Consider the following 13,689-nt stretch of genomic DNA (forward strand, 5'->3'; position numbering starts at 1 on the left):
GAGTCGGGCACACTGGCCGGAACCGCCACGACCGGGGAGTGCAAGGTGAGCACCGACATCCCAGCCATCGACCCACTGGACGGGCTGCGCGCGCCGCAGGACCCCGACTGCGACGTCTTCCTCACCGGCACGGTCTTCCTCGACATCATCTTCACCGGCCTGGACAGCGCCCCGGTGCGCGGCACCGAGTCCTGGGCCCGCGGCATGGGATCCAGCCCCGGCGGCGTCGCCAACATGGCCACCGCGCTCGCCCGCCTCGGCCTCCGCACCTCACTCGCCGCCGCGTTCGGCGACGACCACTACGGTGAGTACTGCTGGGACGCCCTCGCCCAGGGTGAGGGCATCGACCTGTCCCTGTCGCACACCGTCCGCGGCTGGCACTCCCCGGTGACCGTCTCGATGGCGTACGAGGGCGAGCGGACGATGGTCTCGCACGGCCACGAGGCCCCGCCCCCGCCCGCGTTCGCCTCCACGGGAGCCCCCGCCACCGCCGCCCCCCGGTGCCCGCCCCGGGCCAGGGCCGCCATCGCCTCGCTCGCCCCCGGCCGCAGCGAACCCTGGGTCGCCACGGCGGCCCGCCAGGGGGCCGTGGTCTTCGCCGACGTCGGCTGGGACGAGACCGGCCGCTGGGACCTGGACGGCCTGACCGACCTGAAGCACTGCCAGGCCTTCCTCCCCAACGCCGAGGAGGCCATGCGCTACACCCGCACCGACTGCCCCCGCGCCGCCGCGCACGCCCTCGCCGAGCGGGTCCCGCTCGCCGTCGTCACCCTCGGCGCCGAGGGCGCCTACGCGGTCGACGCGGCCACCGGGACCACCGCCGAGGTCCCCGCGATCGCGGTCGAGGCCCTGGACCCGACCGGCGCGGGCGACGTCTTCGTGGCCGGCTTCGTCACCGGCACCCTCGCCAACTGGCCGCTCGCCGACCGCCTCGCGTTCGCCGGTCTCACCGCGGCCCTCTCGGTCCAGGAGTTCGGCGGCTCGCTCTCCGCCCCCGGCTGGGCGGAGATCGCCGCCTGGTGGCAGCGGATCCGTACCGTCAGCGACCAGGACCCGGCCGCACTCCAGCGGTACGCCTTCCTCCAGGACCTGCTCCCCGCGGCCACCCGCCCCTGGCCGCTGCGCCGGGCCGTCCCGACGATCGGCTTCCGTCCGTAACCCGACAGCCGCGTTCCCGCCCGCGAAAACCTCTCGGTGTTGTCAGTACGGAGTCGTAGGCTTGGTGCACACGAGGTTTTCGAGCAGCGAGAACCCTGCAACGGGAGGTATGTGCAGGCCCGAGGGCCGGCCCATGACTCAGACACCCACACAGCCGCAGGCGCGTGCCCACATCAGCATCCCGGCCGCACACCCCATGGTGATGCTCCTGGGATCGGGCGACTCGCTGCTGCGCGTGATCGAAGCGGCGTTCCCGGCGGCCGACATCCACGTCCGGGGCAATGACATTACTGCGACGGGCAGCACGGCGGACATCGCGCTGATCCAGCGCCTGTTCGACGAGATGGTGCTGGTGCTCCGCACCGGTCAGCCGATGACGGAGGACGCTGTGGAACGTTCGATCGCGATGCTCAGGGCCACCGACACCGGACAGGCCGACGGCACCGAGACCCCGGCCGAGGTGCTCACGCAGAACATCCTCTCCAGCCGCGGCCGCACGATCCGCCCCAAGACGCTCAACCAGAAGCGGTACGTCGACGCGATCGACAAGCACACGATCGTCTTCGGCATCGGCCCCGCCGGTACCGGCAAGACGTATCTGGCCATGGCCAAGGCCGTCCAGGCCCTGCAGTCCAAGCAGGTCAGCCGGATCATCCTGACCCGCCCGGCGGTCGAGGCCGGTGAGCGGCTCGGCTTCCTGCCCGGCACGCTCTTCGACAAGATCGACCCGTATCTGCGCCCGCTCTACGACGCCCTGCACGACATGCTCGACCCGGACTCGATCCCGCGGCTGATGGCGGCGGGCACGATCGAGGTGGCGCCGCTGGCGTACATGCGTGGCCGCAGCCAGCCAGTCTTTACCAACGTGCTGACTCCCGAGGGCTGGCGCCCGATCGGTGACCTTCAGGTCGGCGACCTGGTCATGGGTTCCAACGGCGAGCCGACCCCAGTTCTCGGTGTGTATCCGCAGGGTGAGAAAGACATTTACCGCCTCACTGCGCAGGACGGTTCCTGGACACTGTGCTGCGGTGAGCACCTGTGGACGGTCAGGACGCGTGATGACGCCCGCCGCGACAAGCCGTGGCGGGTTATGGAAACGCAGGACATGATCGGTAATCTGCGCGCCGCGGATCATCGTCGATACGAACTCCCGATGCTCACGGAACCGGTGGAATTTCCTCAGCGCGAGGTTCCGATGGATCCCTACGCGCTGGGCCTGCTGCTTGGCGACGGGTGTCTGACTGGTTCCACGACGCCTTCGTTCACCACAACTGATCCCGAACTGGTCTCAGCGCTGGAGGCTGCGCTGCCCGGGGTCAAGCTGCGCCATCGAAAGCGGTACGACTACTTCCTCAACCGTATTCCGGCGCCGGGCGAGGTGCCCGGCTCGGTTGCGGTGGTCAATCCGGTCACGAGCGTTCTACGTGAGTTGGACCTGCTTGGCACCCGGTCGGTTTCGAAGTTCATTCCGGACGACTATCTCCTCAACACGGCAGAGGTTCGTCTGGCTGTTCTCCAAGGTCTTCTTGATTCGGATGGCGGACCGGTTACCCAGGCAGGTCGTACCTGTCGAGTTCAGTTCTCGACGGCATCCATCCTGCTGTGTGATGACGTGATCTCGCTGGTTCGGTCGCTCGGCGGCGTTGCCTACACGCGCCGTCGGCTTGCCGAGGACCGTAAGCAGGGGACCGCTTTGGGTGAGCACCGCCACGACTCCCACATCGTCGACATCCGGCTCCCCGAGGGCATCGAGCCCTTCCGCCTCACCCGCAAGACGGCGGAGTATCACGCAGCAGGCGGCGGTGGCCGGCCGGCGCGCTTCATCGACAGCATCGAGCCGGCCGGTCGCGAGGAGGCCGTGTGCATCCAGGTGGCGGCGGAGGACTCGCTGTATGTCACCCAGGACTACCTGCTGACCCACAACACCCTCAACGACGCCTTCATCATCCTGGACGAGGCGCAGAACACCAGCGCCGAGCAGATGAAGATGTTCCTGACCCGGCTCGGCTTCGACTCGAAGATCGTCGTCACGGGTGACGTCACCCAGGTCGACCTGCCCAACGGCACCAAGAGCGGTCTGCGTCAGGTCCAGGACATCCTGGAGGGCATCGACGACGTGCACTTCTCCCGGCTCACCTCCCAGGATGTCGTCCGGCACAAGCTGGTCGGCCGTATCGTCGACGCGTACGAGAAGTACGACAGCGACCAGGACGGCCAGGCCGGCAAGGGCCAGGGCCGACGCAACGGGAAGCAGTAGCAGCGCACCATGTCGATCGACGTCAACAACGAGTCCGGAACCGAGGTCGACGAGCAGGCGATCCTCGACATCGCCCGCTATGCGCTCGCGCGGATGAGGATCCACCCGCTCTCCGAACTCTCGGTGATCGTGGTGGACTCCGCCGCCATGGAGCAGCTCCACATCCAGTGGATGGACCTGCCGGGCCCGACGGATGTCATGTCCTTCCCGATGGACGAGCTGCGTCCGCCGGCCAAGGACGACGAGGAGCCCCCGCAGGGGCTCCTCGGTGACATCGTGCTCTGCCCGGAGGTCGCCAAGAAGCAGGGCGAGGACGCCGAGACGCAGCACTCCATGGACGAGGAGCTCCAGCTCCTCACCGTTCACGGGGTGCTGCACCTGCTCGGCTACGACCACGAGGAGCCCGATGAGAAGGCCGAGATGTTCGGTCTTCAGGCGGCGATCGTGGACGGCTGGCGCGGCGAGCACGGCATGACCGGCCCGTCGCCCGCACCCACCGTCTCGTGAGCCTGCCTCTCGTCTTCGGGGTCGTCCTGTTGGTCGTCGTCGGCTGGCTGGCGGCCTGCGCCGAGGCCGGCATCGCGCGTACGTCGAGCTTCCGGGCCGCCGAGGCGGTCCGCTCGGGGCGGCGCGGCAGCGACAAGCTGGAACAGGTCGCGGCCGATCCGACGCGCTATCTCAACGTCGCCCTGCTGGTGCGGGTCGCCTGCGAGATGGCGGCCGGGGTGCTCGTCACGTACGCCTGCCTGAAGGAGTTCCCGGAGACCTGGCAGGCGCTGGCCGTCGCCATGGGCGTGATGGTCCTCGTCTCCTATGTCGCCATCGGTGTCTCGCCGCGCACCATCGGCCGTCAGCACCCGCTGAACACGGCCACGGCGGCGGCGTACGTCCTGCTGCCGCTGGCCCGGATCATGGGGCCGATTCCGCAGCTGCTGATCCTCATCGGCAACGCGCTGACGCCGGGCAAGGGTTTCCGCAAGGGTCCGTTCGCCAGCGAGGCCGAGCTGCGGGCGATGGTCGACCTCGCCGAGCAGGAGTCGCTGATCGAGGACGAGGAGCGCCGCATGGTGCACTCCGTCTTCGAGCTTGGTGACACGCTCGTGCGCGAGGTGATGGTGCCGCGTACCGACCTGGTCTGCATCGAGCGCTACAAGACGATCCGGCAGGCGCTGACCCTGGCGCTGCGTTCCGGTTTCTCGCGGATCCCCGTCACCGGGGAGAACGAGGACGACATCGTCGGGATCGTCTATCTCAAGGACCTGGTCCGCAAGACGCACATCAACCGGGACTCCGAGGCGGACCTGGTCTCCACCGCGATGCGTCCGGCGGCGTTCGTGCCCGACACGAAGAACGCCGGTGACCTGCTGAGGGAGATGCAGCAGGACCGCAGCCACGTAGCCGTCGTCATCGACGAGTACGGCGGCACCGCGGGCATCGTCACGATCGAGGACATCCTGGAGGAGATCGTCGGCGAGATCACCGACGAGTACGACCGTGAGCTCCCGCCGGTCCAGGCGCTGGAGAACGGCTGCTTCCGGGTGACGGCCCGGCTGGACATCGGTGACCTCGGCGAGCTGTTCGGCCTCGACGAGTACGACGACGAGGACGTGGAGACCGTCGGAGGCCTGCTCGCGAAGGCGTTGGGCCGGGTTCCGATCGCGGGTGCCTCGTCCCAGGTCGAGCTCCCCGACGGGCGGCGGCTGCGGCTGACCGCGGAGTCCCCGGCGGGCCGGCGGAACAAGATCGTCACGGTGCTGGTGGAGCCGGTGGCTCCCGAGGAGGAGGCGACGGCATGACACCGCAGCGGCTGAGGGCGTTCTGCCTGGGGTTCAACGCGAGCGTGGAGGAGTTCCCGTTCGGGCCGGAGACGTCCGTCTTCAAGGTGCTCGGCAGGATGTTCGCGCTGAGCACGCTGGACGCACGGCCGCTGACGGTGAACCTCAAGTGCGACCCCGACGACGCGGTGCGGCTCCGGGAGGAGTACGAGGCCGTGGCGCCGGGGTGGCACATGAACAAGCGGCACTGGAACACCGTCACGGTCGGCGGTCTGCCGGACGCGAAGCTGCGTGAGCTGATCGAGGACAGCTACGACCTCGTGGTGGCGAAGCTGCCGCGGGCGGAGCGGCTGCGGCTCGACCGGGCGTAGGCCGGCCCGGGGCCGGGCCGGTCACTTCCGCCAGAGCAGGTGGTGCACCACGTCGCTGCCCGGGCTCGGGACCTTCTCCAGGTGGAAACGGTCGGTCAGCGCCTCGGGGCTCTCCCACAGCCGTTCTCCGGCGCCGATTTCGACCGGCGAGACGGCGACGTGCAGCGAGTCGACGAGGTCGGCGTCGAGGAACTCCCGCACCGTGGCGACACCGCCGCCGATGCGTACGTCCTTGCCCTCGGCTGCGTCGAAGGCCCGGGCGAGCGCGTCCTTCGGGGACGCGTCGAGGAAGTGGAACGTGGTGTCCCCGAGGGTGATCGACGGGCGCTCGTGATGGGTGAGGACGAACACCGGGGTGTGGAACGGGGGCTCCTCGCCCCACCAGCCCTCCCAGTCGTGGTTCTCCCAGGGGCCGCGCTGCGGGCCGAACTTGTTGCGCCCCATGATCTCGGCGCCGATGTTGTTGGTGAAGTCGCGGGTGAAGTAGTCGTCCAGGCCGAGAGTGCCCCCGGGATCGGTCCGGTTGGGCCAGTGGGCCGTCGCGCCGGCCCAGGAGACGAGCGCGCCGGGGTCGACGTGGCCGAACGGGCGGTCGAGCGTCTGCCCCTCCCCGGCGCCGAAGCCGTCGCGGGACACGCAGAAGTTCTGGACACGGACCAGCTGTTTCATCGGAGCCCCTTCCGGTTGCAACCTGCAACCGGTTCGTAAGCTATCTAGACTGCTCCCATGTTGCAACCAGTTCCCTCCGGAAAGCTGCCCGTGTCGCAGGGCAGGTCCGGCTGCCCGATCAACATGACGGTCGAGCTTCTCGGGGACCGCTGGAGCCTGATCGTGCTGCGCGACATCATGTTCGGAGGCCTCACCCACTTCCGCGAGCTGCTCAACGCCTCCATGGAAGGCATCGCGTCGAACATCCTGGCCAACCGCCTCGCGAAACTCGTCGAGGCGGGGCTGCTCACCCGGAACGACGACCCGAGCCATCGCCAGAAGGTCGCCTACCACCTCACCGAGGCTGCGGTGCAGCTCGTCCCGGTGATGGCCCAGCTGGGCGCCTGGGGTGCCCGCTGGCTGGACACGGCTCCGGAGCTGACGGTGCGGGCCGAGCTGCTGGCCGACGGCGGCCCCCCGATGTGGGAGCGGTTCATGGCGGAACTCCGCGCCACCCATCTGACCGGGGCGCCGGCCCGCACGGACGGAGTGCTGGCGGAGCTGACCGCCGCCTACGAAGCGGCGGCCGCCCGGGACACGCCCGCCCGCCAGGGTCTTCCGTCCGGATCGGGCCGGACCCCGCGGGCCCGGCATGATCCGGACGAGAGGCCCTGAGGGCTGTCCCGTAATCCCTGGCGGGCGCGCGACGACGGCTACGGCGCCTCGCCGCGTTGTCGGAACGTCCGAATACGTTCAGTATGCGGACGCTCCTCCGCCTTGCGATGCACCGCATCCGACGCCGCGCGCTGATCCACCACGGATTACGGGACAGCCCTCAGGCCCGCCGCAGCCCCGCGGCCACCACGCCCGCGGCGACGACCAGCAGACCCGCCGCCACCGCGATCACGGTCCGTACACCACCGAACAGGGACTCCTGGGTCGTCGCCACCACGCCGAGCAACGGGATCCCGACCGTGAGCCCCACCTGCTGGGTCGTGGTGACCAGCCCCGTCGCCAAACCCTGCTCCGCGTTCGGCACCCCCGATGTGACGGTCAGTCCGTACGCGATGATCGCGCCCAGGTGGAACATGCTGGCGATCGAGACCGCGACCGTGGCCAGCCAGACGCCCGAGTCCGCGCCGAGCCCCAGCAGCGCCGCGATGAACAGGCCCTGGCCCAGCAGGGAGACGGACAGGGTGCGCCGGGCACCGATCCGGCCGATGACCTTCGGGGCGTACATGCCCGCTGCCACCGAGGCGACGCCCTGCACCCCGAAGACGAGCCCGGTTCCGAACGCCGACAGGTCCAGCACCTCCTGGAGGTACAGGGTCAGGACGAAGACGATGGTGCTCATCATCGAGAAGGTGAGCAGCCCGCCCAGATTGCCGAAGGCCACCGTGCGCCGGCGGAGCATCGGCAGCGAGACCAGCGGGGCCGACGCCCGCGACTCGATGACCGCGAAGGCGGCGAGCAGGCCGACCCCGGCGGCCAGGGAGATCTGCACGTCCGGGCGCCCGAAGCCGTGCTCGGCCGCCGTGGACAGGGCGTAGATCAGCGCGAGGAGGCCACCGGTGACCGTCACGGCACCCGGGACGTCGAGCCGCGGCCTGTCCGGCGTACGGGACTCGGTGAGCAGCGCGGGCGCCGCCGCGAGGACGACCACCGCGGCCAGCGTCAGCAGCCCCATCGTGGAGCGCCAGCCGAGGGTGTCGGTGAGGGTGCCGCCGGCCACCATGCCGACGGTGAAGCCGAGGGAGAGCAGGGTGCCGCTGATGCCGAGCGCCCGGTCCCGCAGCGGCCCCTCCGGGAACGTGGTGGTGAGCAGGGACATGCCGGTCGGCACGATGGCCGCGGCGCCGAGCCCCTGGAGCGCCCGCCCGGTGAGGAAGGCGGCCGGGTTCCAGGCCAGTGTGGCGAGCAGCGAGGCCGCGCCGAAGACGGCGAGGCCGGTGAGGAACAGCCGACGGCGGCCGTAGAGGTCGGCGATCCGGCCGAAGAGCAGCAGGAACCCGCCGGACGGCAGGGCGAAGGCGGTGATCGCCCACTGAAGTCCTGACCGGCTCAGACCTAGGTCGTCGCCGAGAACGGGAAGTGCCACGTTCAGTACGGAGAAGTCGAGCGACACCATGAACTGCGCGGCGCACAGGACGAGGAGGACCAGCCGGGCCCGGCCGGAGAGCCGGTCCGGGGCGGGTGGCGCGGGGACGGGAGCGGTGACAGCCGCGGGGGAGGGGGAGGGTGAATCGATCGCCATGGGCACGAGCCTGCGGCCGTCGGAATATCCGTGGGGAGCGGGAACTTATCCTGTTGGCAGCACCACCAGGCAGGCGCGGGCACGGAAACCAGGGGGAGTACGTGGGTACACCGGCCCGGATCGCGGCGGACGCGGGCAAGGCGCATCGCCTCGGCGAGCTGCGGGAGTTCCTGATGAGCAGGCGGGCGCGGGTCAGCCCCGCCGAGGCGGGCCTCCCGGACGGCGGCGCCCGGCGGCGCACCCCGGGGCTGCGGCGCGAGGAGGTCGCGGTCCTCGCGGGGGTGGGGGTCTCCTGGTACCAGTGGCTGGAGCAGGGCCGCGACATCACCGTGTCGCCCCAGGTGCTCGACTCCGTCGCCCGGGTACTGCGGCTCAGCAGCGCCGAACGCCGTCACCTCTACGTACTGGCGGGGCTCAACCCGCCCGCCCTCGAGGTCGATCCGGCCCACACGGACATGTGCGAGGGACTGCAGCGGCTGCTCGACGGCTGGATGCCGTTCCCGGCTTCGATCATGGACGCGTACTGGAACGTCATCCTCTACAACGACGCGGCCTCGATGGTGATGGGGCTGCGGCCGGACCGTCCGCAGAACTGTGTGATCGCCTTCTTCACCGATCCGGTCCACCGGGGCGGGGAGAAGGTGTGGTGGGAGACCGCCGCCCGTGTCGTCGCCCAGTTCCGGGCCGCGTGCGCGGAGTGCCCCGACGACGACGGGTTCCGGGCGATCGTGGCCGAGGCGAGGGAGCGCAGCCCCGAGTTCGAGGAGCTGTGGGCGCGGCGGGACGTCGCGCCGGGCGGGCAGATGCGCAAGGAGCTGGCCCACCCGGCGGTGGGCGAGCTGGTCCTGGAGGCCACCCAGCTGCGCATTCCGGCCCGCCCGGACCTGGCGGTCGTGGTGCACATGCCGTGGCCGGGCACCGGCACGGAGGAGAAGCTGCGGTGGCTGGCCTCGCCCGAGGGCCGGCGCGGTTCGATGCGCCGGGTGCGGGCGTGAGCGGTCCGGGCTCCCGCGTGCCGCGCCCGGCGCCGCACTTCGTATGCTCGGCACATGACCGATAGCACCGACCTCGGCGCCGAGGACCGCAAGATCGTCACGCTGGCGCGCAGCGCCCGCGCCCGCAACGGTGTGCCGGAAGGTGCGGCCGTGCGGGACGAGACCGGACGTACGTACGTGGCGGGAACCGTGGAGCTGGAGTCGCTGAAGCTCAGCGCGCTCCGGACGGCCGTCGCGATGGCCGTGGCCAGCGGGGCCACGTCGCTGGAGGCGGCCGCCGTCGTCTCCGCGGCACAGACCCTCTCCGACGAGGACAGGGCCGCGGTACGGGACCTGGGCGGGGCCGGCACACCCGTGTTCCTCGCGGGGCCCGACGGGGTGCTGCGGCTCACCGTGACGGCGGGCTGACCTCCGCAGGACCGCCATCGTGTGTACGAACGCCCCGCGCCCCACCGGCGCGGGGCGTTCGTACAGGATGTGCGGGAAACACGGATCTTGACATCATCTGATGGCCCATCAGTCAGCGCGTTTCGATCCCATTGACTTCTTCCGTACCGGAGCCATCAATGGCCCCCTGCCGGCGCGGAAGAGCCGCCGCGCCGGATCCCGCAGGAGGGGGCTCCATGCGCCAAGCCATTCGAAGATCCGACAGCCGAAGGTCCCGTCGCCGGGACCGTCCCGACCGCGGCCGCCGCTGGGCCGCCGCGCTCGGTGTCGGCGCGCTCGTCGTCACCGGCGGAGGGCTGCTCGCCGGACCCGCGCAGGCCAGCGCGACAGCCTCGGTCGCGGTGGACTTCCCGACCCACTGCATCCCGCCCGCCATCGCCGGCATCCCGCCGATCGACGGGGCGACCTCGGCCCAGATCACCGTCGACAACGCCGCCCCCAAGGTCGGCGACACGGTCACGGTGACGTACACCGTCGTCAAGCCCGCCGCGAGCAACCCCGTCGACCTGGCGCTGCCCGCCGACATCATGACGCCGACCGGCAAGGTCACCGTCGGCGGTGCGCAGTCCGCCGACGTCACGGTGGCGGGTCCGAAGAAGAACGGTCCGGTGCCCGGCAAGGGTGATTTCCCGTCGTTCTCCATGACCGGCACCTTCACGGTCACCGCGCCCGGTGAGATCACGCTCTCGCCCGGCGACTACAACATCCACACCAGCTACATCATGGAGCTGGACACGCCCTGCACGGTCACCGATCCGCCCGCCCCCGTCTCCCAGACGATCATCGCCACGGACGGCGGCGGCCAGGTCAACGAACGTGCCATCCAGCTCGGTACGGCCTCCGGGGCGGCCGGCGACCAGGTCACCGTGACCGGGTCGAAGTTCACCGAGGGCGCGTCCGTCACGCTCGCCGGCCGGGCGGGGGACGCCCAGACCGGTGACACCGCGACGGTCACCGCCGACGGTTCGGGCGGCTTCACCGGACAGCTCACCGTCAACGACCCGGCGACCACCGGCATCGTCGCCTACGAGGGCGCGGGCTGGGACGCCGCCAAGGGCGCGGGGCCCCAGGCCTACACCGTCACCGGTGGCGGCGGTGAGATCCCGGACGGCAGCCAGCGGCTGACCTCGTCGGTCAAGGCGGGCACCCTCTCCATGACCCAGGCCGGGGACTCCGTCGCACTGTCGGCGGTCGACTTCGGGCAGGGCGGCGCCTCCACCGGCGCTCTGCAGACGGTGACGGTCAAGGACTTCCGCGGCGGCCCCGCGGGCTGGTCCCTGACCGGCAAGGTCACCGACTTCACGGGTCCGGGCGGGGCGACGATCGGCGCGTCCGCGCTCGGCTGGAGTCCGGCCTGCGCCACGAAGACCGGCAGCCCGAGCACCTGCGCGGCCGGGTCCGAAGGAACGGTCGGCAGCGCGGGCGCCACCCTGGCGTCCACGCCGGACGGCGCGTTCACCGGCGGTGAGTTCACCGTCGACGCCCAGTTGTCGCTGGACGTACCGGCGTTCACCGCCGCCGGCGCGTACACCGGCGTGCTCACGCTCACCCTGACGTGAGCGTGAGCGGCAGTCACTGATCAACCGGTGGGCCGGGCGCGCACCCGGCCGGCCCACCCCGCCCGAGCGTGCACCTGGGGGCCCGCACCGTGCGCAAGTCGTCCATTCTCCTGTCGTCCCTGCTGTCCGCAGCCCTGCTCCTGCTCGGCGCGCCCACGGCCGGCGCCGCCGACAACGGCAGCTGGTCGGTCTTCCCCGCCACCGCCGACGCGGGCACGCGGCCGTACTTCTACCTCTCCGCCGACCCCGGCGCCACCCTCACCGACAAGGTGACCGTCACCAACAAGACGGGTGAGCCGCTGACCTTCAGGCTGTACGCCGCCGACGCGTACAACACCGCACGCGACGGCGGATTCGCGGTCCGGACGCAGAACGAGAAGCAGCGCTCCGTCGGAGCCTGGGCGAAGGCCGGGCGCGACCGGGTCACCGTGAAACCGCACGGCTCGGTCACCGTGCCCGTGACGATCAAGGTGCCCGATGACGCCGAACCGGGCGACCACCCCGGCGCGCTCGTCGCCCTCGACGAGCGCATCGACCCCGCCGACGCGGGCGCCGTTGCCGTCGGCATCCAGAAGGCGGTCGGCGCCCGGATCTACCTGCGCGTCAACGGGCCGACGATGCCCGCGCTCTCCGTCGAGGACGTGGCGGTCGAGCACACCCAGCCGCTGGTCCCGGGCACGGGCACGTCCCGGGCCGTCATCTCGTACACGCTCCGCAACCGCGGCAACGTCACCCTCAGCCCCAAGGTCGCCCTCAAGGCCGAGGGCCTCTTCGGCCGCACCCTCCTGGCCCGCGACCTCAAACGCATCCCCTCCGAGCTGCTGCCCCGCCAAGAGGTGCGGCTCACCGAGGAGTGGTCGGGCGCGCCGCAGGTGGAGTGGGGCGAGATCAAGCTGACCGCGAGCGCCCGCGACACCCGCGAGTCCGCGTCCGTCTCGTACTTCGCGCTGCCCTGGCTGGTCGCCGGGGTGCTGCTGGCGGCCGCCGCCGGGGGCGCGGCACTGTGGATCCGGTCACGCCGGAACCGTCTTCGCACGGCCTGAGAAGAGGGTCCGGTGGCCTCGGCGGCCGCCTTGGTGCCCCGCAGCCGCCGGGATCGGGGACAATGGGCGCCATGAGCGCTCGACCTAACCCAGAAGCTGCTGCGCAGCAGGCTGAGAACACCGCCCCCCACCGGGCCGGCTTCGCCTGCTTCGTGGGCCGTCCCAACGCGGGCAAGTCCACCCTTACGAACGCTCTGGTCGGCCAGAAGGTGGCGATCACGTCCAACCGGCCCCAGACGACCCGGCACACCGTGCGCGGCATCGTGCACCGGCCGGACGCACAGCTGATCCTGGTCGACACCCCCGGCCTCCACAAGCCGCGCACCCTGCTGGGCGAGCGTCTCAACGACGTCGTACGCACCACCTGGGCCGAGGTCGACGTCATCGGCTTCTGCCTGCCCGCCGACCAGAAGCTCGGCCCCGGCGACAAGTACATCATCAAGGAACTCGCGGGCATCAAGAAGACGCCCAAGATCGCGATCATCACCAAGTCCGACCTGGTCGAGTCCAAGCAGCTCGCCGAACAGCTGCTGGCCGTCTCCCGCCTCGGCGAGGAGCTCGGCTTCGAGTGGGCGGAGATCATCCCGGTCTCGGCCGTCAAGGACGATCAGGTCGGCTTGCTGGCCGACCTGATCGCCCCGCTGCTCCCTCAGAGCCCGCCGCTCTACCCGGAGGGCGACCTCACCGACGAGCCCGAGATGGTCATGGTCGCGGAACTGATCCGTGAGGCTGCGCTCGAAGGCGTACGGGACGAGCTGCCGCACTCCATCGCGGTCGTCGTCGAGGAGATGCTGCCGCGCGAGGACCGTCCGGCAGACAAGCCGCTGCTCGACATCCACGCCAACGTCTACATCGAGCGGCCCAGCCAGAAGGGCATCATCATCGGCCCGAAGGGCAAGCGCCTGAAGGATGTCGGCACGAAGTCGCGCAAGCACATCGAGGCGCTGCTGGGCACACCGGTCTTCCTCGACCTGCACGTGAAGGTCGCCAAGGACTGGCAGCGCGATCCCAAGCAGCTGCGCAAGCTGGGGTTCTGAGCGGGGCCTTGGCCCGGCGGTCTGAGGTGGCCGTGGTCCGGCGGCCGGAGGCCGGCTCAGCCGTGCGAAGCCGCTGAAGCCGCGCGCACCCCTCGGGACCGGGGGGTGCGAGGACGTCGGGAGGGCCCGGTTCCCGAGCGGCTGG

General features: G+C 70.8%; 13 protein-coding genes. 11 read left to right on the forward strand and 2 right to left on the reverse strand.

Annotation, left to right across the window (positions count from 1 at the left end; translation table 11 throughout):
• Positions 1-45: 45 nt before the first annotated feature.
• The 5 genes from ABT025_RS16820 to ABT025_RS16840 all read left to right on the forward strand — a co-directional run bounded on the left by ABT025_RS16820 (position 46) and on the right by ABT025_RS16840 (position 5,561).
• A complete protein-coding gene (locus tag ABT025_RS16820; protein ID WP_350994600.1) occupies positions 46-1,158 on the forward strand; it encodes a carbohydrate kinase family protein in 1,113 nt (370 codons plus the stop codon).
• Positions 1,159-1,291: 133 nt separating this feature from the next.
• Positions 1,292-3,415, forward strand: a complete 2,124-nt coding sequence (locus tag ABT025_RS16825) for a PhoH family protein (RefSeq protein ID WP_350994602.1) — start codon at positions 1,292-1,294, stop codon at positions 3,413-3,415.
• A gap of 9 nt (positions 3,416-3,424) precedes the next feature.
• Positions 3,425-3,922 (forward strand): rRNA maturation RNase YbeY, encoded by a 498-nt coding sequence (gene ybeY / locus ABT025_RS16830; RefSeq protein ID WP_326662361.1) that lies wholly within the window; start codon positions 3,425-3,427, stop codon positions 3,920-3,922.
• Positions 3,919-5,211 (forward strand): hemolysin family protein, encoded by a 1,293-nt coding sequence (locus tag ABT025_RS16835; protein WP_350994605.1) that lies wholly within the window; start codon positions 3,919-3,921, stop codon positions 5,209-5,211. The genes ybeY and ABT025_RS16835 overlap by 4 nt, the downstream gene beginning before the upstream one ends.
• Positions 5,208-5,561 carry an MmcQ/YjbR family DNA-binding protein gene (locus tag ABT025_RS16840; protein WP_350994607.1) on the forward strand — a complete coding sequence of 118 codons (354 nt, stop codon included), beginning with the start codon at positions 5,208-5,210 and terminating at the stop codon, positions 5,559-5,561. Before ABT025_RS16835 ends, ABT025_RS16840 begins: the two co-directional genes overlap by 4 nt.
• A 21-nt stretch (positions 5,562-5,582) precedes the next feature.
• Here ABT025_RS16840 and ABT025_RS16845 read toward each other — a convergent pair whose 3' ends face one another.
• Positions 5,583-6,230 carry a dihydrofolate reductase family protein gene (locus tag ABT025_RS16845; protein ID WP_350994609.1) on the reverse strand — a complete coding sequence of 216 codons (648 nt, stop codon included), beginning with the start codon at positions 6,228-6,230 and terminating at the stop codon, positions 5,583-5,585.
• A gap of 57 nt (positions 6,231-6,287) precedes the next feature.
• On the opposite strand from ABT025_RS16845, the gene ABT025_RS16850 reads away from it, so the two are divergent.
• The gene (locus ABT025_RS16850; RefSeq protein WP_350994610.1) at positions 6,288-6,884 is read left to right on the forward strand and encodes a winged helix-turn-helix transcriptional regulator; all 597 of its coding nucleotides are present in this window, start codon (positions 6,288-6,290) and stop codon (positions 6,882-6,884) included.
• Between the two features lie 160 nt (positions 6,885-7,044).
• Here the strand turns inward: ABT025_RS16850 and ABT025_RS16855 are convergent, their stop codons facing one another.
• Entirely contained in the window at positions 7,045-8,463 is a 1,419-nt protein-coding gene (locus tag ABT025_RS16855; RefSeq protein ID WP_350994612.1) for an MFS transporter, read from the reverse strand.
• A gap of 101 nt (positions 8,464-8,564) precedes the next feature.
• Between ABT025_RS16855 and ABT025_RS16860 the strand changes: the two genes are divergently transcribed.
• From ABT025_RS16860 to era, 5 genes are all read left to right on the forward strand, one after another.
• The gene (locus ABT025_RS16860; protein ID WP_350994614.1) at positions 8,565-9,458 is read left to right on the forward strand and encodes a helix-turn-helix transcriptional regulator; all 894 of its coding nucleotides are present in this window, start codon (positions 8,565-8,567) and stop codon (positions 9,456-9,458) included.
• Between the two features lie 54 nt (positions 9,459-9,512).
• Positions 9,513-9,866, forward strand: a complete 354-nt coding sequence (locus tag ABT025_RS16865; protein ID WP_350994616.1) for a cytidine deaminase-like protein — start codon at positions 9,513-9,515, stop codon at positions 9,864-9,866.
• Positions 9,867-10,081: 215 nt separating this feature from the next.
• Complete coding sequence (locus tag ABT025_RS16870) at positions 10,082-11,464, forward strand: WxL domain-containing protein (RefSeq protein ID WP_350994618.1); 1,383 nt, start codon at positions 10,082-10,084, stop codon at positions 11,462-11,464.
• Between the two features lie 89 nt (positions 11,465-11,553).
• Complete coding sequence (locus ABT025_RS16875) at positions 11,554-12,507, forward strand: WxL protein peptidoglycan domain-containing protein (protein ID WP_350994620.1); 954 nt, start codon at positions 11,554-11,556, stop codon at positions 12,505-12,507.
• 62 nt (positions 12,508-12,569) lie between these two features.
• A complete protein-coding gene (gene era / locus ABT025_RS16880; protein WP_350994622.1) occupies positions 12,570-13,544 on the forward strand; it encodes a GTPase Era in 975 nt (324 codons plus the stop codon).
• Positions 13,545-13,689 lie beyond the last annotated feature (145 nt).

Origin of the sequence: Streptomyces sp. NPDC002809 (assembly GCF_040295435.1) — a bacterium.
GTDB lineage: Bacteria > Actinomycetota > Actinomycetes > Streptomycetales > Streptomycetaceae > Streptomyces.

Coding starts and splice junctions, on each gene's coding strand:
- ABT025_RS16840 (WP_350994607.1), top strand. CDS start 5,208: ATGACACCGCAGCGGCTGAGGGCGTTCTGCCTGGGGTTCAACGCGAGC.
- ABT025_RS16845 (WP_350994609.1), bottom strand. CDS start 6,230: ATGAAACAGCTGGTCCGTGTCCAGAACTTCTGCGTGTCCCGCGACGGC.
- ABT025_RS16870 (WP_350994618.1), top strand. CDS start 10,082: ATGCGCCAAGCCATTCGAAGATCCGACAGCCGAAGGTCCCGTCGCCGG.
- ybeY (WP_326662361.1), top strand. CDS start 3,425: ATGTCGATCGACGTCAACAACGAGTCCGGAACCGAGGTCGACGAGCAG.
- era (WP_350994622.1), top strand. CDS start 12,570: ATGGGCGCCATGAGCGCTCGACCTAACCCAGAAGCTGCTGCGCAGCAG.
- ABT025_RS16825 (WP_350994602.1), top strand. CDS start 1,292: ATGACTCAGACACCCACACAGCCGCAGGCGCGTGCCCACATCAGCATC.
- ABT025_RS16850 (WP_350994610.1), top strand. CDS start 6,288: ATGTTGCAACCAGTTCCCTCCGGAAAGCTGCCCGTGTCGCAGGGCAGG.
- ABT025_RS16855 (WP_350994612.1), bottom strand. CDS start 8,463: ATGGCGATCGATTCACCCTCCCCCTCCCCCGCGGCTGTCACCGCTCCC.
- ABT025_RS16865 (WP_350994616.1), top strand. CDS start 9,513: ATGACCGATAGCACCGACCTCGGCGCCGAGGACCGCAAGATCGTCACG.